The sequence below is a fragment of the Salimicrobium album genome (genome assembly GCF_900107115.1).
Taxonomy (GTDB): Bacteria; Bacillota; Bacilli; order Bacillales; family Halobacillaceae; genus Salimicrobium; species Salimicrobium album.
Genome location: NZ_FNOS01000005.1, coordinates 162,783 through 184,355 on the forward strand (window position 1 = coordinate 162,783; position 21,573 = coordinate 184,355).

A 21,573-nucleotide genomic window follows, 5' to 3' on the forward strand; every position below is an offset into this window, starting at 1 on the left:
GATATGAGTGAAGCGTACAAGAAAGCCGGCGTCGATGTCGAAGCCGGTTACGAAGCAGTAGCAAGAATGAAAAAGCACGTGTCTTCCACGTATCGTCCTGAGGTTATGGGAGAGCTCGGTTCTTTCGGGGGGCTCTTTGATATAAGCGGACACCGTTATGAGGAACCCGTACTCGTCACCGGAACGGACGGGGTAGGGACGAAGCTTAAGCTAGCCTTTGAAACCGGAAAACACGATACGGTAGGAGTGGACCTCGTAGCCATGTGTGTGAACGATATTGCGGCTCAGGGAGCGGACCCTCTGCTGTTTCTCGATTATATCGGGTGTGGAAAGAATGATCCCGAAGTGATTGAAGCGATCGTTCAGGGAATTGCTGCAGGCTGCCGGGAAGCGGGATGTGCGCTCATCGGAGGCGAAACGGCGGAAATGCCGGGGATGTACAAACAATCGGAATACGACCTGGCCGGGTTCACAGTCGGCATGGCCGGGAAACAGGACGTTCTTACCGGAGATAAAGTGAAAGAGGGGGACGTACTTATCGGACTCCCGTCCTCCGGTGTCCATTCCAACGGCTTCTCGCTCGTCCGCAGCATTCTGGACCAGCATAATCTCTCTCTCGAAGAATCTTATACTCTTCCGGCCCCTTTAAAGGAAGTACTGCTTACCCCCACTTCTATTTATGTCAAAGACATACAGAAGTTGAGAGAAGCGGTGGAACTGCACGGCATCGCCCATATTACGGGAGGCGGTTTTTATGAAAACATTCCGCGCATGCTTCCGCCCGGTCTTGGTGCTAAAATAAACGCATCACTTTTTTCTGTTCCTGAGATTTTTTCTTTCCTTAAAGAATATGGGGAGCTTAGTGATCAGGATATGTACAGCACCTTCAACATGGGTATCGGTATGGTAATCGCCCTTTCTGAAGAAGAGGCAGGGGCGGCCTGCGGTGCGGTGGACGGGGCTGTCATTATCGGAGAAGTCACAGCCGGAGAGGACGTGGGAATTATATGACGAAAATAGCTGTATTCGCTTCCGGAACCGGAACGAATTTCGATGCACTTCTTGCCTCGATGGAGCGCAAGGAGGCGTGGGGAGAAGTATCGCTGCTCGTCAGTGACCGCCCTTCCGCGGAAGTGGTACATAAAGCGGAAGCGCGCGGCATTGAAGTCCTCTCTTTTCATCCTGCCGATTTTCAGGGAAAAGCGGGCTACGAACAAGTGATTCTCGGAGCCTGCCGGGAACATGGAATAGAATGGATCGTCCTCGCCGGATATATGCGGCTGATCGGTTCGACTCTGCTTACACCTTTTGAAGGAAGAATCGTAAATGTCCACCCATCCCTGCTGCCAAGGTTTCCTGGCAAACATGCCGTCCAACAGGCCTTTGACCAGGGAGTCGCTGTCACCGGCGTGACCGTTCATATCGTGGATGAGGGCATGGATACCGGGCCGATCCTTGAGCAGGAAGAAGTGGCGATTGAAGCGGAAGATACAATCGGGGATGTGGAACGAAAAATACAGAAGGTCGAGCACGTTCTCTATCCGAAAGTGGTGGAACGGCTCGTGAAAGGAGAGAAATCGTATGACAAAGCGGGCGCTTTTGAGCGTTTCAAATAAACAGGGGCTGAGTGATTTTGCACAAGAACTTATATCTCTCGGGTATGAACTCATTTCCACCGGAGGAACGAAACGGACGATAGAAGAGGCGGGGATAGAAGTACGCTCCATCTCGGAGATTACGGAATTTCCCGAGATCATGGACGGGCGTGTGAAAACTCTGCATCCTGCCGTGCACAGCGGTCTGCTGGCCAGACGGGATAACGGGGAAGATATGAAACAGCTCCAGGAGCTTGGTTTCGGACCGATCGACCTCGTGGCCGTGAATTTATATCCGTTTAAAGAAACGATCGCAAAAGAAGATGTAACGGAAAGAGAAGCGATTGAAAATGTTGATATAGGCGGACCGACGATGCTCCGCTCAGCAGCCAAAAATTTTGAAAACGTAACGGTCGTGACGGATCCCGCGGACTACGATGAAATCGTGGAAGGACTGAAACGTGGAGACCTTACTTATGAATTCCGGCGCAGTCTCGCTGCAAAAGTGTTCCGTCACACGGCCCACTATGATGCGCTGATCGCCGAATATTTCACAGGTCTCAGCGGTGAGGAAGCTCCGGAGACCATTACGAAGACGTATGAACACGTGCAGAGTCTGAGGTACGGGGAGAATCCTCACCAGTCCGCTTCTTTCTACAGGGAAGTCAAAGAGGACAGAGGATCACTGGCGTATGCTGAACAGCTGCACGGAAAGGAATTGTCCTACAATAACATTCAGGATGCGAATGCGGCGCTCGAAGTGGCGGCTGAATTCACGAATCCTGCCGCGGTTGCAGTCAAACATATGAACCCTTGCGGCGTCGGCACGGCCGATGACCTGTCACAAGCTTTTGCCAAAGCATATGAAGCAGACCCCGTTTCCATATTCGGAGGAATCGTTGCTTTGAACCGGAAAGTAAATAAAGATACGGCTGAACAGCTCTCCGGCATTTTTCTTGAAATCATCATGGCTCCGGAGTACGACGAAGAAGCGTTCGGCATCCTGGCGAAAAAGAAAAACGTACGGATCATCAAAGTGGACCCTTCCATTACAGAAACGACCGGCGAGAAACTGGTGAGCGTCCGGGGCGGTCTGCTTGTACAGGATAAAGATGAAGGAAAAGTGGCTGTAACGGACCTCCGTACAGTTACGGAACGGGCACCGACGGATAAGGAACTGGAAGATCTGCTTCTGTCGTGGCAGGTGGTGAAACACGTGAAATCAAATGCCATTGTTATTGCCGGAGAGGACCGGACGTTAGGTGTCGGTGCGGGGCAGATGAACCGCGTCGGTGCTGCAGCCATCGCGCTCGGTCAGGCCGGCGAGAAGGCACGGGGAGCAGTGATGGCATCTGATGCCTTCTTTCCGATGCCGGATACTGTCGAGACAGCGGCAAAGGCCGGTATTAAGGCGATCATCCAGCCGGGTGGTTCGAAAAGGGATCAGGATTCCATCGATGCCTGTAATGAACACGGAATAGCTATGGTATTTACCGGAATGCGTCATTTCAAGCACTAGGTGAAGGAGGCTTCTATGAACTTTTTAATCGTAGGCAGTGGCGGCAGGGAACACAGTATTGTCCAGAAACTGGCCCGGCATCAGCACACAGTACACGCAGCTCCGGGGAATGACGGCATGGAAGAGGCAAAACGTGTGGATATTCCGGAGACGGATTTTGAAAGCCTGGCGCGTTACGCAGAAGAGGAGAATATCGACTGGACCATTATCGGCCCGGAAGCTCCTTTGTCAGCGGGGATCGTGGATGTGTTCAGGGAAAAAGGACAGAAAGTATTCGGCCCCGATCAGTCGGCGGCCGTTATCGAAGGAAGCAAACATTTCGCCAAACAGCTGATGAACAAGCATGGCATACCGACGGCTGCTTACGGAGCTTTTACGGATGTGGATGAAGCTCACAGGTACATCAGGGAACAGGGAGCGCCCATCGTAGTGAAAGCCGACGGTCTTGCAGCAGGTAAAGGTGTCATCATAGCTGAGACTGTACGGGAAGCGGAAGAAGCGGTCCGTTCCATGCTGGAAGATGAGGAGTTCGGAGAAGCAGGTCGTGAAGTGGTGGTCGAAGAGTATCTGGAAGGGAAAGAATTTTCCCTCATGGCGTTTGTCGAAGGCGACCGCGTCTATCCGATGCTTCCGGCCCGTGATCATAAGAAAGCTTTTGACGGGGATGAAGGTCCTAACACGGGAGGCATGGGCGCATTCTCGCCTGTCCCCGGTGTGACGGATGCGAAAGTGCAGGAAGCTGTCGGACAGATACTGCAGCCTGCAGCGGACGCAATGGTGGAGGAAGGCCGGCCGTTCCAGGGGATTCTGTACGCGGGCCTGATAGAAACGGCGGACGGGGTGAAAGTGATTGAATTTAACGCCCGGTTCGGTGATCCCGAGACACAGGTCGTCCTGCCTCTTCTTGAAAATGATCTGGCCCGGGTAATTACTGACGTTACGGCAGGGAAGGACCCGTCCCTCGAGTGGAAAGATTCGTGTTCTGTCGGAGTAGTGCTCGCCTCTGCCGGCTATCCGGGTACTTACGAAAAAGGCAAAAAGCTCCCAGGGCACGGTTGTGAAGGCAGTCATTTCACCTATGCCGGCGTTACAAGAGAAGGAGAAATTTTCCGCGGACATGGCGGACGGGTTCTGATGGCCGGAGCGACAGGCGCTGATTTGAAGGAAGCCAGACAGGCGGTACAGAAAGCTATGGAGCCGTTTGATGCCAGTGACTGCTTTTATTACCGGAAAGATATAGCGGAACATATATAAATTATCGCCTCCACACGTTGTGGAGGTTTTTTTCGTGCCGTTCACCCCCGTAATCTCCGCGTGAAGGTAACGATTTTCCCGTTATCGTGACGATGGGGAGGGATATATGAATGTGAAGGTAACGATTTTCGTATTATCGTGCCTTTCGTAAGCGGAGGAGGCGTTTGAAAGTAACGAAAACTTCCCCGGGAGCGCGATGTCCTCGGAAAAGCCCTGCTCTTTTATATTTTCAGTGTTTTGTCACGTTTCGTTTAGTAAATAAGGAGAAGTGTGTGTTATTATGAAAAAAATAGCAGGAGGCGATGTCAGTGAACGAACAACGGTTCCGCTGGAGGAACAAGCAGTTACGCGACCACGCGGATGTAATTGATGGAAACCTGGCGCCTACGAAGGTGCTTAAACATATAACGTATTTGAACGTATTTCTGAAACAGTGGATGACAGGAAACATATGGATTTTTGAAGATCGTATCGTTTACGTCGGAACAAAGATGCCTCCGAATCTTGAGGGAACGGAAATCATTGAAGGTGACGGAGATTATGCCGTGCCCGGTTACATAGAGCCCCACGCTCACCCGTTTCAGCTTTACAATCCCCAGTCGCTGGCGGAATATGCGGCCTGGACAGGCACTACCACAGTTATCAATGATAATCTGATGTGGTTATTTTTAACGGACAAAAAGAAAGCGTTTTCTTTACTGGAGGAATGTATGAAACTGCCGGTCTCCATGTTCTGGTGGGGACGCTTCGATTTTCAGACTACGCTGCGGGAAGAAAAGCAGGAGAAGCTGGAGGAACAGCTCCCTGAATGGTTTACTCATGATGCGGTTGTACAGGGCGGCGAACTGACAGCCTGGCCGGAACTTCTGTATGGAAAAGACGATCAGATTCTGCACTGGATGCAGGAAGTGAGAAAAGCGAGAAAACGGGTGGAAGGTCATCTCCCGGGAGCATCGGAAAACACACTCACCAAAATGAAACTTCTCGGGCTCGACGGGGATCATGAAAGTATGACCGCTGATGACGTCGTGAAGAGAGTGGAACTCGGTTATGAGACAGGTGTCCGTCACTCCTCGATCCGGCCGGACCTTCCGCAGATAATGGAAGGGCTGGTGGAGAAGGACTTCCAGGCTTTCGACCGGCTGATGTATACGACGGACGGGTCGACCCCGGGATTCTATAAAGACGGCGTCATAGATAACTGTATAGATATAGCTTTGAAAGCAGGCATACCGGAGATAGAAGCGTACCTGATGGCAACGATCTATCCGGCACGGCATTTCGGACTGGATGAGCGGCTTGGAGCTCTTGCGCCCGGCCATATCGCACATGTGAACCTGCTTGACAGTAAAGACCGGCCTTCTCCTCACTCTGTGCTTGCCAAAGGGGAATGGGTGAAGAAGAGAGAAAAGGATGTCCACACGAAAGTGAAGCTTGACTGGGCGAGTGCGGAAATCGTGCCTCTTTCTCTCGACTGGTCGCTGGACATCGAAGAACTCCAGTTTTCGATGCCGGTTGGAATGGATATGGTGAATGATGTTATTATGAAACCATATGCTGTCGAATCCAACACGTCCGTCGAACAACTGCCGGAGACGACCAATGAAGCGTTCCTTACACTACTGGACAGGGAAGGTACCTGGAAGGTCAATACGCTTTTACGAGGATTCACTTCGAGTCTTGGCGCCCTTTCAAGTTCTTATTCGACGACCGGCGATATTATTCTGCTCGGGAAATCAAAAGAAGATATGGTGCTGGCATTTGAGCGTATGGAAGAAATAGGCGGAGGTATTGTGCTGGTGCACGATAAAAAAGTCGTGTTTGAAATGCCGCTTGCTTACGGTGGTATGATGTCCAGGGAACCTTTTGAGGAACTGATGGAGCAGGAAAGCGTGCTGAAAGAGAAACTCTGTGAGTACGGCTATTGCTTCGGGGACCCGGTATATACCCTGTTCTTTCTCAGTTCAACCCACCTGCCTTACGTACGGATTACCCCGCGCGGGCTGATGGATGTGAAAAAGAAAGAGGTACTCTTTCCTGCAATAATGCGTTAAAATGGTAAAAGAAATTCAAACGGAGGAGGGATGAAAGTAATGCAGATAGATAAACTAAGAGGAAAGACGCTCGATCAGCTGTTCGAAGCCATTCTTTCCCTGCAGGACACCGAAGAGTGCTACCGCTTTTTTGATGACCTCGCCACGATGAACGAAGTACAGTCACTGGCACAGCGTCTGGAAGTAGCCCGCATGCTCGAAGAGGGTCATACGTATCATAAAATCGAAACGGATAGCGGAGCGTCTACTGCCACTATTTCAAGGGTGAAACGCGCCCTGAATTACGGAAATGATATGTACACGGAAGTACTGGACCGCGTCCAAAGTTACAAAACAAAATAAAGGACTATAAGACGAATATAGGATCGAAAAATGACCCCGGCGTGATGCCGGGGTCATCTTCATGACTTCAAGGCAGAGAAATCATGATCAGAAAGTTACATAATAACCAGGAACGAATCTTCCTTTTAGAAAAATGGTCCGGTAAATACGTAGGCTGCCACTGTGGTTCCGTGCTTTTTTTGGTATAATAATAAAATGGAGTAAAGAGGTGTAGCGAATGAAAAATTGGAAGCATGCGTTTAAATTGGATCCGAATAAAGATATAACGGAAGAAGAAATCCGCAGAGTCTGTGAGTCGGGGACCGATGCCGTCATCGTCGGCGGGACAGACGGGGTGACGTTCGATAACGTCTGGAATCTGTTCGAACAGATCGAGCCGTATGATGTGCCGCTCGTACTTGAAATATCCGACATGGAAGCGGTAGTCCCCGGGTTCGATTATTATTTCGTGCCCGCAGTACTGAACAGTAAAGACAAAACCTGGGTGCTCGATATGCAGCATCAGGCGATGAAGCTGTACGGGGATATGGTGGAAGAACAGCTTATCTTCTCGGAAGGCTACTGTATAGTGAACGAAGAAGCGAAGGCTTTCCGTAAGACGAACTGTTTTCCGGTGACGGAAGAGGATATCCTCGCTTACGCCCGCCTGGTGGAGCAGTTGTTCCCGCTCCCGATTTTTTATCTGGAGTACAGCGGCAAGAAGGGGGATACGTCCCTGATCCGAAAAGTGTCAGAGGAATTATCCCGTACCCAGTTTTTTTATGGAGGCGGCATCCAGTCCAGAGAGGAAGCTGAAGAAATACAGGGCATGGTGGATACGATGATCGTCGGTAATATAATCTACGAAGATTTCGAAACTGCGCTTCAGACCGTACCTGAGTAAAAGAAAGGATGATAGATTTATGACGCAGTCGATTCATGCGTTGCTGAAAGGAATGAATGAACCGCAGCAGAAAGCGGTAGCTCACACGGAAGGCCCTCTTCTCGTAATGGCCGGGGCAGGAAGTGGGAAGACCCGGGTACTTACCCACCGTATTGCGTATCTCATACAGGAAAAAGGGGTAAACCCTTGGAATATTCTTGCGATAACCTTCACGAATAAAGCAGCCCGTGAAATGAAGGAAAGGGTGGAACTGCTCGTCGGACCGGGTGCGGAAAGTATATGGATGTCGACGTTCCACTCCATGTGCGTGCGGATTCTGCGCAGAGATATAGACCGCATCGGTATGGACAGGAACTTCTCCATTCTCGATGCCAGTGATCAGCTTACAGTGATCAAGCAGGTGCTGAAGGAACTTAATCTTGATCCGAAAAACTGGAACCCGAGGACGATGCTCGGAGCAATCAGTAATGCTAAAAACGAACTGCTGAGCCCGGACATGTACGAAAGTCGGGTTTCCGGGTATCGTGAGGAACAGGTGGCCCAGATTTACCGCGGTTATCAGAAGAAACTTTCTAAAAACCAGTCTCTCGACTTCGATGATCTTATTATGAAAACGCTGGTGCTGTTCGAGCAGGTACCGGAAGTGCTCGAATATTACCAGCGGCGCTTCCAGTACGTACACGTTGATGAGTATCAGGACACCAACCATGCCCAGTATCAGCTGGTGCAGAAACTGGCGGAGAAATTCAAAAACCTCTGCGTCGTCGGAGACTCCGACCAGTCCATTTATCGCTGGCGCGGAGCGGACATTACGAACATCCTGACTTTTGAGGAGGATTACCCGGACGCTGTCACCATTCTCCTTGAACAGAACTACCGGTCCACAGAAGTGATTCTCGATGCCGCGAACCACGTCATCGATCACAACACCGGACGGAAACCGAAGAAGCTCTGGACGGATAACTACGGAGGGGAAAAGATCCATTATCACGAAGCCGGGACAGAGAGAGAAGAAAGCTTTTTCATTGCAGATAAAATCGAGGATCTGGTGAAGCAGGGCAGTTTCACCTACAGTGACATGGCGATACTGTACCGTACAAACGCCCAGTCCCGTACGGTGGAGGAAACATTTGTGAAGGCGAATATCCCCTATCAGATGATCGGAGGGACCAAATTCTATGATCGTAAAGAAATCAAGGACCTTCTTGCCTATCTGCGTCTGATCTCCAATCCTAATGATGATCTCAGTTTCGAACGTGTGATCAATGAACCGAAACGCGGGATCGGCAAAACGAGTATCGAAAAACTGCAGAGTTATGCTGCTGCACACGACATCTCGCTTTTTGATGCAGCTGCCGAAGCAGACTTTACCGGTATAAGCGCCAAAGCTGCCAAAGCGGTCGTCAATTTCCGGAGGATGATAGATAACTGGACGAAGCAGCAGGAATTCCTTTCCGCTACGGATCTCGTGGATGAAGTGCTGGAAACAACCGGGTATGAGGAAATGCTTCGCACGGATAAGACTCTCGAAGCTCAGTCGCGCCTCGAGAACATCGAGGAGTTCAAATCGGTCACGATGAACTTTGAACAGTACAGCGAAGACAAGACTCTTGTAGCTTTTCTGACGGATCTTGCACTGATCGCCGATATCGATAAGGCGGACGAGGAAGAGCACGAGCATTCGGTTACGATGATGACACTCCACTCAGCCAAAGGTCTTGAGTTTCCGGTAGTCTTTCTTATAGGCCTTGAAGAGAATATCTTCCCTCACAGCCGCTCTATCATGGATGAAGAGGAAATGGAGGAAGAAAGACGGCTCGCTTACGTAGGGATTACGCGTGCCGAGAAGAAACTGTTTATGACAAATGCCAAGATGCGTACTCTGTTCGGAAAGACGAACATGAATCCGGTCAGCCGGTTCATAAGTGAAATTCCCGGAGATTTCCTTGAAGGAAAAGAAGACAGAGAGCCTCTTCCTTTTGCGAATAAGAAACAGTCCATCCAGTCGGACCGGCCTGTGGAGAAGAGAAAAGCCAAGAAAGCAACCGGAGCTTCCGGAGCCGAAAATGCTTCCTGGAAACCGGGGGATAAAGCAAACCATAAAAAATGGGGCGAAGGTACGGTCGTCAGAGTCCAGGGTGAAGGAAAAGATATGGAGCTTGATATCGCATTTCCTGCACCGGAAGGCGTGAAGCGTGTCCTTGCGAAATTCGCTCCCATTACCAAGGTATGAAAGAGGTGACGATGTATGGAAAAAGAAGCAGCGGCACGGCGTCATGAACAACTGAAGAAACTTCTGGAGAAGTACAGCCATGAATACTACGTGCTTGATGCGCCTACGGTTCCGGATGCCGAGTACGATAAAAAGCTGCGGGAGATAACGGAAATCGAAGAAGAATATCCCGAACTGATCACTTCCGATTCTCCGACGCAGCGGGTCGGCGCAGAGCCGCTGGACTCATTCAGAAAAGTACGGCATGAGATTCCGATGCTCAGCCTCGGGAACGCTTTTAATGAACAGGAGCTCCGGGATTTTGACCGGAGAGTCCGTGAGGGAGCGGAGGGGGAAGTTTCCTACGTCTGTGAACTGAAAATCGACGGGCTCGCTGTTTCCCTTTTGTATGAAGAAGGAGTTCTCGTTCGCGGAGCTACCCGCGGAGACGGAACAGTGGGGGAGGATATCACTTCGAATCTACGTACAATCCGGAGCATACCTCTCCGCCTATCCCATCCGGAGACGATCGAAGTTCGCGGAGAGGCGTACATGCCGAAGAAATCGTTCTCCGCTCTGAATGAAGAGAAAGAGGAGAAGGAGGAAGCCCCTTTCGCAAACCCGAGAAATGCAGCAGCCGGCTCCCTTCGTCAACTCGACCCGAAGATAGCGGCCAGCCGGAATCTGGATATTTTTCTTTACGGCGTGGGGATGTGGGAAGACGATCTGAAAGATACGCACAGCGCCCGTCTTGAATATCTTGAAGAACTCGGGCTGAAGACGAACCCGGAGTGGCGTGCTCTCAAAGATATCGAGGAAGTGATCGATTATGTGAAGAGCTGGGTGGACAACCGGAACAGTCTGGATTACGAAATCGACGGTATCGTCATAAAAGTCGATCAGCTGGACGAGCAGGAGACACTCGGCTTCACTGCCAAAAGTCCGCGCTGGGCGACTGCTTATAAATTCCCTGCAGAAGAAGTGGTGACCAGAATGAAAGACATCCATCTGACGGTCGGACGGACCGGCGTCGTTACGCCTACGGCACTTCTCGAACCCGTGCGCGTAGCGGGCACTACCGTCCAGCGTGCCTCTCTCCATAACGAGGACCTCATTAAAGAAAGGGATATCCGTATCGGGGACACAGTGGTTATAAAAAAGGCGGGAGATATTATTCCGGAAGTGCTGCGGGTGATTGAGGAAGAGCGCACGGGAAATGAAGAACCGTTCACTATGCCAAAGACGTGTCCTGAGTGCGGGAGCGACCTTGTACGTCTGGAGGAGGAAGTGGCTCTCCGCTGCATCAATCCGAATTGTCCGGCACAGTTGAGAGAAGCACTCATTCATTTCGTATCACGGAATGCGATGGATATCGAAGGACTCGGGGAGAAAGTGATCACCCAGCTGTTCCGCGAAGAGCTGATCCACAACATTGCAGATATATACAAGCTGCGTAAAGAAGAACTGCTTCAGCTTGACCGTATGGCAGAGAAATCGGTCAACAACCTGCTTACTGCCATTGAGCAGTCAAAAGAGAATTCTATGGAGAAACTGTTATTCGGCCTCGGCGTCCGGTACGTAGGAACGAAAGCCGCCACTACGCTCTCGAACCATTTCGGCTCTATGCAGGCTCTGCAGAAGGCTTCTTCCGAGGAGCTGGAGTCGATTCCGGAGATCGGGGAAAAGATGGCGGAGTCCATTCACAGTTATTTTCAACGTGAGGAAGTGAGGGTTCTTCTGCGGGAATTATCGGAACTGGGGCTTAACATGGAATACAAAGGAAGAAGAGTATCTGCCGAAGCCGCTACTTCTCCGTTTAACGGAAAAACTGTAGTGCTGACCGGTAAAATGGAAATTTACTCAAGATCCGAAGCGAAAAAGAGAGTGGAAGAGCTTGGAGCGAAAGTGACGGGGAGCGTAAGCAAAAATACGGACTTGCTTGTTGCCGGGGAGGATGCCGGAAGTAAGTACACGAAAGCAGAAGAGCTGGGTGTGGAAATTTGGAGCGAGAGTCAGTTCGCTGAAGCTTTACAGAACCAGGAGTGAGCAAAATGAAAAAATGGCTGATAGGTATGGGGATTGTTTTACTGTTTGCAACAGGCTGCACTCCCGTTTATGAGCGTACTGATGAAGTTACTCAAGAAACGACGGAAGAATCGGACGGGGAATCTGCGATCATCCCGGGCTTTACGAAAGATGAGGGAGAGTACAGGGTGGTCCTTAATGAAAACTCCCCCAAAACTTCTGCCAGTCGTGGAGTTACGACGAACCAGATGAATAATCGGGTGGATATTTCAGAGTTCGAAAATGGGTTAAAGCGTCACTCCAAAGAATATTTTCCGACAGACGAGTACTTCTTTCAGCTCGGTCAATATCTGGACAGCGAAACCCTTTATGAATGGCTCGGCCGATCCACCGGCGAAGACGGCAAGGGGCTGAACCCGGAACTCGACGAAGAGTCTGCTACAGAGAAAGAGTTCCGCAATTCCCCGCGGTATATTTCAAACATCGTGGAGCAGAACTATCTGGTCCGGAACGATGACGACTCAGTAGAGATAAAAGGAATCACGATTGGAATCGCTCTTCGTTCCGAATATAACTTTACGGTGGACGGAAAAGAGAAGACCGAAAACCACACTACGAAGGAACTGAAGAAAAAGGGTAAACAGTACGCATCGACTATACTGAAGCGCCTCCGTAAGTCTGAGGACATCCCGGACGTGCCGGTGGCTTTTGCCTTGTATGAAGAAGAAACGAATGCTTCGAGCGTTCCCGGTAACTTCATAGCAAAGGCTTATACAGAAGATGATAATCTCGGTAAATTCAAATCCATCGATGAAAATTATGTGCTCTTCCCTTCCACGGAAGCTACCGAAAACCATTTCGATGACTCCCAGATCTTTTCTGAGTTTCGCACGAGCATATCCGATTATTTCCCGGATTTTGTAGGCGTCATAGGAAAAGGGTTCTATGTAAATGGTGAATTGAATAAGGTGAAGATGGATATCCCCGTCGAATTTAATTCCCAGGCCGAAATAGACGGGTTTACGCAGTACGTGCACAGTCTCGTGAAAGAAATGTTCCCGCAGCACTACGGGATAGAAGTGCGTATCAATAGCCTCAATCGCCAGGAAAGTCTTATAGTCAGAGAGAAAGGGGAAGAAACCCCATACGTATATATATATGATTAAGAGGAAGGCCGTCTGCTTACAGGACGGTCTTTTTCTGTCTGGAAAGTTCAATTGAGAGGTAAGTGAAACTTTTTTTTATTTATTATAGTGAATAGTTATCAAAAATTTCATACTATATATGATGTATGTGCATAAATTGTGAATAAAAATACATAGTGAGAAATTAGTAGGAATTTTTGTAATGTTCGTAATATTATAGTATGATATAGTTGCACCTGTGTTCTATATAACCTCTCGCTTCAATCATGAACAGGAGGATATTTCCAGAGGGTACCCTTAATTATCCTCCTGTTTTCAGCAATCTTTTTATGTATCATCTTTTTTCACAGAAAATGATGGACCGAGAGGGTGTATAGCAGGTGCATAATTTATTTATTTGGAGGTGGAAGGATTGGTTGATGTATTACTATCAGCTTCATCCCACAGTTTATCAGGGGGCACGTGGTTCTGGATGTTCGTACCTATGCCGCTTCTGATCATTTTGTCACTTATTACACTATTTACAGAGGGGAGTAAATAACCGAGATGGATACAGCGACGTTAATAACTTTTATAGTATATCTCTTAGGTATGCTCGGAATCGGTCTTGCGGCCTACCGGCTTACCAGTAACCTGTCCGACTATGTATTGGGCGGACGCCGGCTCGGACCCGGAGTAGCAGCACTCAGTGCCGGGGCATCTGACATGAGCAGCTGGCTGTTGCTCGGATTACCGGGAGCCGTGTACGCCGGAGGATTCGGAGGCGCATGGCTTGCTGTAGGTCTCTCGATCGGAGCCTATCTGAACTGGCAGTTTGTTGCCAGACGTCTTCGTAATTACACGGAAGTTGCGAACGACTCCATTACGATTCCCGATTACCTTGAGAACCGTTTTCACGACAAATCACGCATCCTGCGTGTCGTATCCGCAATAGTAATCCTTTTATTCTTTACCTTCTATACTTCTTCAGGAATGGTCGGAGGAGCGAAACTGTTTGAATCGTCCTTTGATCTGAGCTACTCCGCAGCTCTATGGATCGGTGCTATTGTAACCATTTCCTATACGTTCCTCGGCGGTTTCCTCGCCGTAAGCTGGACGGACTTTGTGCAGGGGATTCTTATGTTCCTCGCCCTTATCGCCGTACCGGTCGTAGCTGTCAGTGAACTTGGCGGATGGAGTTCCGCTGTGGATGCTGTAGGGAATATCGATCCGTCTTACTTAAATATGGTGCAGGGCGTAGGGGCTATCTCGATTATCTCCTCGCTCGCCTGGGGTCTCGGTTATTTCGGTCAGCCCCACATTCTGGTGCGCTTCATGGCCCTCCGTTCGGCTAAAGATGTGCCGAAAGCCCGCTTCATCGGTATGGGCTGGATGATCGTAGGCCTGTACGGGGCGGTATTCACCGGTCTGTTCGGTCTTGCCTACATTAACGCTGCCGATCAGGCGACCCTTGAGTCGATCGGTGCTGTCGTGAACAGTGAGGGCGGCATGCAGGTGCTGGCTGATGGAGAGAAGATTTTCATTTCCCTCTCCCAGATTCTTTTCCACCCGGTCATTTCGGGTATTCTGTTAGCTGCTATTCTTTCAGCGATTATGAGTACGATTGACTCTCAACTGCTCGTGTCGTCTTCAGCGCTTGCAGAGGACTTCTACAAAGCGATCTTCCGTCGTAATGCGAGTGAGAAAGAACTCGTATGGATCGGTCGTTTCGCCGTTGCGGGCATTGCTCTTATTGCCGTGCTGATCGCTCAGAACCCGGAAAGCTCTGTTCTGGACCTCGTTTCCTATGCGTGGGCAGGTTTCGGTGCTGCATTCGGTCCGATTATGCTGCTTTCCCTGTTCTGGAGAGGTGTTACGACAGCAGGGGCTGTTACCGGTCTTATAGCTGGAGCCGTTACGGTGGTCGTATGGGGAGATTTCCTTTCCGGAGGTATCTTCGACCTTTACGAAATCGTACCAGGGTTCCTTCTCAGTACTATACTGATCGTCGTCGTCAGTATGTTCGGCAAGCCTTCACCTGAAGTGGAAGCCGAGTTCGATGCAGCTGTCAAAAAATGATAAATAAGGATGCAGCATCTTCTTCTGTTTCAGAAGGAGATGCTGTTTTTTTGTGAATAATTCTATAAGTGACCCCCTGAGCGCGGAAGTCTGTCTTTTGGCTGATGCTTCCTATTTTTTGAGGGTTTATGCTATTATGGAGGTTGTGTGGTATGCAAAAGTAATGTTTGATATGATAATGAAATATGTTATTTCCATAGAGGAGGAACGGTTATGTCCAGAATTAGTGAAGATCAGGTGAAACACGTGGCGAACCTGGCCCGCCTTGTTGTTACGGACGAAGAAGCAGAAATGTTCACAAAACAGCTCGATGACATCATCACCTATGCCGAGCAGCTGAACGAACTGGATACCGAAGGAGTGGAACCGACGACACATGTGCTCGATCTGAAAAACGTAATGAGAAAAGACGAACCGAAAGAGTGGATCAAAAAAGAGGATGCGCTCAAAAACGCACCGGATCAGCAGGACGGTCAGTTCAAAGTACCGTCAATTTTGGAATAGGAGGGACCATTCGTGTCTTTATTTGAACATTCATTGAAAGAACTTACGCGGAAGCTGAATGATAATGAGATTACAGTCACTGATCTGGTGGAAGAATCCTACGCCAGAATTGAAGAAGTGGACGGGGAAGTTCAGGCGTTTCTGACGCTTGATGAAGAGAATGCCCGTGCTGCTGCCAGGGAACTGGATGAAGCAGGGGACAAAGGTGCAAGTCTTTTCGGTCTTCCGATCGGAATCAAGGACAATATCGTGACGAAAGGACTGCGTACAACAGCTGCAAGTCAGATTCTCAGCAACCTTGATGATCCGCTTTATGATGCGACGGTTGTCAGGAAACTGCAGAAGGAAAAAGCGGTAACCATCGGTAAATTGAACATGGATGAGTTCGCTATGGGATCCTCCAACGAAAACTCAAGCTTCCAGGCGACGCGTAACCCGTGGAACACCGATCACGTCCCGGGCGGTTCGAGCGGCGGTTCGGCAGCGGCTGTTGCGGCCGGAGAAGTGCCGTTTTCTCTTGGAACGGATACCGGCGGATCGATCCGCCAGCCGGCTTCCTACTGCGGTGTCGTAGGTCTGAAACCGACATACGGCCGGGTATCCCGCTTCGGACTTATCGCCTTCGCTTCTTCGCTTGACCAGATTGGTCCTATTACAAGAAGCGTAGAAGATAATGCTTACGTGCTCGAAACGATCGCCGGCCATGACGAAATGGATTCCACATCAGCAAACGTGGAAGTCCCTGCTTATACAGAAGCACTGACCGGAAATATCAGCGATTTGAAGATTGCTGTACCGAAGGAGTATTTCCAGGAAGGGGTCAACGAGGAAGTGAAAGCTTCCGTCAGACAGGCGCTCAGGAAGTATGAAGAACTCGGAGCAGAATGGGAGGAAGTGTCTCTTCCTCATTCGAAGTATGCGCTCTCCACCTACTACCTGATCGCGTCCTCCGAAGCGTCGGCCAACCTGGCCCGCTTCGACGGCGTGCGGTACGGACGCCGCTCCGAAAATGCGGAAACGATGATCGATATGTTCAAAAACTCCCGTTCCGAAGGTTTCGGAGACGAAGTGAAGCGCCGGATTATGCTTGGAACATTCGCCCTCAGTTCCGGATATTACGATGCGTATTATAAAAAAGCCCAGCAGGTACGTACGCTGATCAAAAACGATTTCGACAAGATTTTCGAGGAATATGATGTCGTCATCGGACCGACCGCGCCGACACCTGCCTTTAAAGTAGGAGAGCAGATGGAAAATCCTCTGACGATGTATGCGAACGACATCCTCACGATTCCTGTGAACCTTGCAGGCGTGCCGGGAATATCCATTCCATGCGGCTTTTCGGAGAAAGGGCTTCCGATCGGCCTGCAGATCATCGGGAAACATTTCGATGAGAGTACGGTCTACCGTGCAGCTCATGCTTTTGAACAGGCGACGAATTACCATAAGCAGCGTCCTGAGTTAGGAGGAAACACAAAATGAACTTCGAAACAGTCATTGGACTTGAAGTCCACGTCGAGCTGAAGACAGAATCGAAAATTTTCAGCCCGTCTCCGAACATGTTCGGAGATGAGCCGAACTCGAACGTGAACCCGATCGATCTCGGTTACCCGGGCGTTCTGCCCGTATTGAACGAAGAAGCGGTGAATTATTCGATGAAGGCTGCCCTTGCGTTGAACTGCGATATCGCTTCCCATACGAAATTCGACCGGAAAAACTATTTTTATCCGGATAACTCGAAAGCGTATCAGATTTCCCAGTTCGATCAGCCGATCGGAGAGAACGGGTACATTGATATTGAAGTGGACGGGAAGAAGAAGCGCATCGGCATCACTCGTCTTCATATGGAGGAGGACGCAGGTAAGCTCACCCATAAAGACGACGGATATTCGCTCGTAGACTATAACCGTCAGGGTACGCCACTGGTGGAAATCGTTTCGGAACCGGATATCCGCTCTCCGGAAGAGGCATACGCTTATCTGGAAGCACTTAAAAATATCATCCAGTATACTGGCGTCTCCGACTGTAAGATGGAAGAGGGGTCCCTCCGTTGTGATGCGAACCTCTCCCTCCGGCCTGTCGGACAGGAAGAGTTCGGTGTGAAAACGGAGCTGAAGAACCTCAACTCCTTCTCCTTTGTGCAGAAAGGTCTTGAATTTGAGGAGAAACGTCAGGAAGAAGTGCTGAAGCAGGGCGGAGAAATCCTTCAGGAGACGCGCCGCTTCGACGAGAAGACGAAAGAAACGATTCTTATGCGAATTAAAGAAGGGTCGGACGATTACCGTTACTTCCCGGAACCGGACCTTGTCCCTCTTTACATCGATGAAGCGTGGAAAGAACGCATCAAAGCTGAAATTCCTGAACTCCCGGAAGCGCGTAAGAAACGGTACATCGAAGAGCTCGGACTCCCTGAATACGATGCAGCCGTTCTGACGAACAACAAGGAACTCTCCGACTTTTTTGAAGAGACTCTTGAAAAAGGCGGCGACATCAAGCAGGCTTCCAACTGGCTGATGGGAGATATTTCTGCGTATATGAACAAGCAGCAGAAAGAACTGAAGGATCTGGAACTCACTCCGGATGCTCTGGCTAAACTGACCGTACTTCTGGAAGAAGAGACAATTTCTTCCAAAATAGCGAAGAAAATCCTGCCGGATCTCGTGGAAAAAGGCGGCGACCCCGAGAAAATCGTGAAAGACCGCGGTCTCGTCCAGATTTCCGACGAAGGGCAGCTTCGTGATATCGTAACGAATATTCTTGATCAGAACGAACAGTCGATCACCGATTATAAGAACGGGAAAGACAAAGCTATCGGTTTCCTCGTCGGCCAGATTATGAAAGAAACGAAAGGGCAGGCGAATCCGAAGATGGTCAATGAACTGCTGATTGAAGAAATCAGCAAAAGGTAAGGAGGGAGGGCACGCAGGGGATGCGTGCTTTTCTCTCTGAAAATACGAACGATAAGATGGAGGAGATTTTGATGCAACGGGCCCGAATCATATACAATCCGACCTCCGGAAGAGAATTGATCAGAAAGATGCTCCCGGACATTTTGAAACGTCTCGAACAGGACGGTTATGAAACTTCCACCCACGCAACGACTTGTGCCGGGGACGCGATCAAAGCCGCAAGGATCGCTTCGGAACGGAAGTTTGATATCGTAGTGGCCGCCGGAGGCGACGGTACGATTAATGAAGTCATAGCGGGACTGGCCGAACAGCCGCATCGTCCGAGAGTCGGGATCATTCCGACCGGAACGACGAATGATTTTGCGCGTGCTCTCCGCATCCCCCGCAACGATATCAATAAGGCACTCGATGTTATCCTGCGTAATGAAGTATCCGCTCTTGATATCGGGCGGGTAAATAATAAGTATTTCATCAACATCGCCGGCGGCGGTAAAATCACCGAGCTGACGTATGAAGTCCCGAGCAAGATGAAAACGATGCTCGGTCAGCTGGCTTACTACCTGAAAGGAATGGAAATGCTGCCTTCGATACGTCCGACATATGTCGAAATCGATTACGACGGCAAGGTGTATGAAGGGGAGATTATGCTCTTTCTCGTTTCGAATACGAATTCCGTCGGGGGGCTGGAGAAGCTTGCGCCTGAAGCGAAAATGGATGACGGCGTGTTCAATCTTATGATCATCGAAAAGATGAACGTCGCGGAATTCATCCGTCTCGCAACTATGGCCATCCAGGGGACCCATCTTAATCATCCGAAATTTCTCCACATGACTGCCGCAAAAATCAGTGTGAAGACAGAGGAGAAAATGCAGTTGAACATCGACGGAGAATATGGGGGGCTGCTCCCGGGAGAGTTCACCAACCTGTACCGTCATATCGAGTTTTTTATGCCTGAAGCTAAAGGGAAGTAGCCGCTTCTGCAAATGAAACGGTGCTTCCTTACGGCTTCATATACATAAGTAGCCCTATGGTATCGAACGTAGTTCTACTTATGTATATGGCCTTGTATCTTCAGAAAATCACTGAAACAGAGAGAGGAGGATCATTATGCCGAAACAGACACCGCCCGTAAAGAAAAACGAAACCGTCACTGTCACGTTCGAGGATTTGACGCATGAAGGGGACGGGGTAGGAAAAGTGGACGGGTATCCGCTATTCGTCCCGTACGGCCTGCCGGGAGAGAAAGCCCGGGTGAAAGTGGTCAAAGTGAAAAAGAATTTCGGGTTCGGAAAACTTATGGATGTGGAAGAAGAGAGCTTAGACCGGGTTACGCCCCCGTGTCCCGTCTATTACCAGTGTGGCGGCTGCCAGCTTCAGCATATGAGCTACAGCCGTCAGCTTACGATGAAAAAGAATCAGGTCGAAAACGTCATGAAGAAAATCGGTCATCTGGAACACGTTCCTGTCCACAAACCGATCGGTATGGAGGAGCCGTGGAGATACCGGAATAAGATCCAGATTCCTGTCGGCGAAAAAGAAAACGGAGAATTGAAAACCGGGTTCTATCAGAAACGGAGTCACAACATCATTGATATGGAATCGTGCCTGATCCAGGATGAAACGAACGACGGAATGGTGGCAGCCGTCCGTGAAATCGCGACGGATCTCGGCATCGAAGCCTATGATGAAGAATCTCACCGGGGGGTACTGCGTCATATTATGGTCCGGACCGGCCAGGTCACCGGTGATATTATGGTCGTCCTTATCACCCGGACGAAGGAACTGCCACATAAGGATGAACTGATTGAACAGATTAAAGAAGCGTACCCGGGAGTGAAGTCGATCGTCCACAACGTGAACCGGGAAAAGACGAATGTCATTCTCGGAAAAGAGACGACTGTCGTGTATGGAGATGAGTATATTTATGATTCCATCGGAGACATACGCTTCATGATTTCCGCACAATCGTTTTATCAGGTCAATCCCACCCAGACGAAAGCACTGTATGACAAAGCACTGGAGTATGCGGACCTGCGGGGCGGGGAAACGGTCGTTGACGCTTATTGCGGTATCGGCACCATTTCTCTGTTTATGGCGAAAGCCGCGAAGAAAGTGTACGGAGTGGAAGTCGTCGGCGAAGCAGTGAAAGATGCAAAGAAGAATGCCCGTCTCAATTACATCGATAACGTCGAATTTTATAAAGGGAAAGCGGAAGAAGTGATGCCGTGGTGGCGCGGTCAGGGGCTCCGTCCGGACGTCATCGTCGTCGATCCACCAAGAAAAGGGTGTGAGGAAGCCCTCCTTACCTCAATGCTTGAGATGGAGCCGGAGCGGATCGTCTACGTCTCCTGTAACCCTTCTACCTTAGCCCGGGACTTGCGCATTCTTGAAGACGGCGGGTATGAAACGAAAGAAGTACAGCCGGTGGATCAGTTCCCGCAGACGAATCACATAGAATGTGTGACGTGGCTGGTGAAAAAATAATGAATTATACCAATTGGCTCAAGCTGAAATATGGCTTGAGCTTTTTTCTATTCTTTTGGCTCTACAATATTTGTTGGAGTATCAGAAAAGTTGGCATAAAAAACACACAAGCTCCTTTATCTTTTTCACTTGAATAGACGGAAATAAGGAAAGTTAGTTTGGAATCAGAGGATGTGGTGAGATATATGGTTGGAGAAATATTATAACTATAGAAAACAGAAGGTTCTCACATAATTTTCCTCAAAAAGGTGATTGCTGCTCCAGTCCTCTAAGACTGTTATGTTTCCTGCTGGATTTAGTTGTTATGCAGAACTCCATCTTTATGACATAACGACTTGAATGATGGATGTGTTGCGTCACTTGTAGGAATGTTAACATCACAAGTAAGCACTTGTTCATAAGGAGAAATTCTATGTTTAAAAATGAGAAAGCGAACATTGTTAATAAGATAGTATGGGTGCTTGTCATAATAGGGATGTCAACTTACCTTCTGTATCCCGCTCTCGAAACATTTCTTCATTGGTTAAGTTATGTTTTAGTTATGTTAGGATTTGGATGGTATGGCGGAAGACAAATCTATCTTTTGAAA

General features: G+C 49.4%; 17 protein-coding genes. All 17 read left to right on the forward strand.

Translation table 11 applies throughout. The features are described 5' to 3' along the window. Window positions 1–3 precede the first annotated feature (3 nt). The 17 genes from purM (at window position 4) to rlmD (ending at window position 20,984) form a co-directional block, all read left to right on the forward strand. A complete protein-coding gene (gene purM / locus BLU03_RS10450; RefSeq protein ID WP_093107670.1) occupies window positions 4–1,011 on the forward strand; it encodes a phosphoribosylformylglycinamidine cyclo-ligase in 1,008 nt (335 codons plus the stop codon). Beyond that, window positions 1,008–1,616, forward strand: coding sequence for a phosphoribosylglycinamide formyltransferase (gene purN, locus BLU03_RS10455; protein ID WP_093107672.1), 609 nt, complete (start codon window positions 1,008–1,010; stop codon window positions 1,614–1,616). The genes purM and purN overlap by 4 nt, the downstream gene beginning before the upstream one ends. Next, window positions 1,582–3,114, forward strand: coding sequence for a bifunctional phosphoribosylaminoimidazolecarboxamide formyltransferase/IMP cyclohydrolase (gene purH, locus BLU03_RS10460; protein WP_093107674.1), 1,533 nt, complete (start codon window positions 1,582–1,584; stop codon window positions 3,112–3,114). Before purN ends, purH begins: the two co-directional genes overlap by 35 nt. Before the next feature lie 15 nt (window positions 3,115–3,129). Next, window positions 3,130–4,368: a phosphoribosylamine--glycine ligase gene (gene purD, locus BLU03_RS10465; RefSeq protein WP_093107676.1), complete on the forward strand. Its 1,239-nt coding sequence runs from the start codon at window positions 3,130–3,132 to the stop codon at window positions 4,366–4,368. A 302-nt stretch (window positions 4,369–4,670) separates the two neighbouring features. After that, entirely contained in the window at window positions 4,671–6,422 is a 1,752-nt protein-coding gene (locus tag BLU03_RS10470) for an adenine deaminase C-terminal domain-containing protein (protein WP_093107678.1), read from the forward strand. A gap of 39 nt (window positions 6,423–6,461) precedes the next feature. Then, complete coding sequence (locus tag BLU03_RS10475) at window positions 6,462–6,764, forward strand: YerC/YecD family TrpR-related protein (RefSeq protein WP_093107680.1); 303 nt, start codon at window positions 6,462–6,464, stop codon at window positions 6,762–6,764. Window positions 6,765–6,981: 217 nt separating this feature from the next. Then, complete coding sequence (gene pcrB / locus BLU03_RS10480) at window positions 6,982–7,647, forward strand: heptaprenylglyceryl phosphate synthase (RefSeq protein WP_076571271.1); 666 nt, start codon at window positions 6,982–6,984, stop codon at window positions 7,645–7,647. A gap of 19 nt (window positions 7,648–7,666) precedes the next feature. Then, a complete protein-coding gene (pcrA, locus tag BLU03_RS10485; RefSeq protein WP_008588234.1) occupies window positions 7,667–9,880 on the forward strand; it encodes a DNA helicase PcrA in 2,214 nt (737 codons plus the stop codon). A 15-nt stretch (window positions 9,881–9,895) separates the two neighbouring features. Next, window positions 9,896–11,905 (forward strand): NAD-dependent DNA ligase LigA, encoded by a 2,010-nt coding sequence (gene ligA / locus BLU03_RS10490; RefSeq protein ID WP_008588236.1) that lies wholly within the window; start codon window positions 9,896–9,898, stop codon window positions 11,903–11,905. A 5-nt stretch (window positions 11,906–11,910) separates the two neighbouring features. After that, window positions 11,911–13,050: a CamS family sex pheromone protein gene (locus BLU03_RS10495; protein ID WP_093107682.1), complete on the forward strand. Its 1,140-nt coding sequence runs from the start codon at window positions 11,911–11,913 to the stop codon at window positions 13,048–13,050. Window positions 13,051–13,441: 391 nt separating this feature from the next. Beyond that, window positions 13,442–13,570: a hypothetical protein gene (locus BLU03_RS13835; protein WP_268794163.1), complete on the forward strand. Its 129-nt coding sequence runs from the start codon at window positions 13,442–13,444 to the stop codon at window positions 13,568–13,570. 5 nt (window positions 13,571–13,575) lie between these two features. Then, a complete protein-coding gene (putP, locus tag BLU03_RS10500; RefSeq protein ID WP_076571275.1) occupies window positions 13,576–15,087 on the forward strand; it encodes a sodium/proline symporter PutP in 1,512 nt (503 codons plus the stop codon). A 213-nt stretch (window positions 15,088–15,300) separates the two neighbouring features. After that, complete coding sequence (gene gatC, locus BLU03_RS10505) at window positions 15,301–15,591, forward strand: Asp-tRNA(Asn)/Glu-tRNA(Gln) amidotransferase subunit GatC (protein ID WP_008588245.1); 291 nt, start codon at window positions 15,301–15,303, stop codon at window positions 15,589–15,591. A 12-nt stretch (window positions 15,592–15,603) separates the two neighbouring features. After that, on the forward strand, window positions 15,604–17,073 hold the full coding sequence (gatA, locus tag BLU03_RS10510) for an Asp-tRNA(Asn)/Glu-tRNA(Gln) amidotransferase subunit GatA (protein ID WP_008588247.1): 1,470 nt from the start codon (window positions 15,604–15,606) through the stop codon (window positions 17,071–17,073). Further along, window positions 17,070–18,500, forward strand: a complete 1,431-nt coding sequence (gene gatB / locus BLU03_RS10515; protein WP_093107684.1) for an Asp-tRNA(Asn)/Glu-tRNA(Gln) amidotransferase subunit GatB — start codon at window positions 17,070–17,072, stop codon at window positions 18,498–18,500. Before gatA ends, gatB begins: the two co-directional genes overlap by 4 nt. Window positions 18,501–18,571: 71 nt before the next feature. Beyond that, window positions 18,572–19,471, forward strand: coding sequence for a diacylglycerol kinase (locus tag BLU03_RS10520; protein WP_008588252.1), 900 nt, complete (start codon window positions 18,572–18,574; stop codon window positions 19,469–19,471). A gap of 136 nt (window positions 19,472–19,607) precedes the next feature. Beyond that, window positions 19,608–20,984, forward strand: coding sequence for a 23S rRNA (uracil(1939)-C(5))-methyltransferase RlmD (gene rlmD, locus BLU03_RS10525; RefSeq protein WP_093107686.1), 1,377 nt, complete (start codon window positions 19,608–19,610; stop codon window positions 20,982–20,984). Window positions 20,985–21,573: the final 589 nt, after the last annotated feature.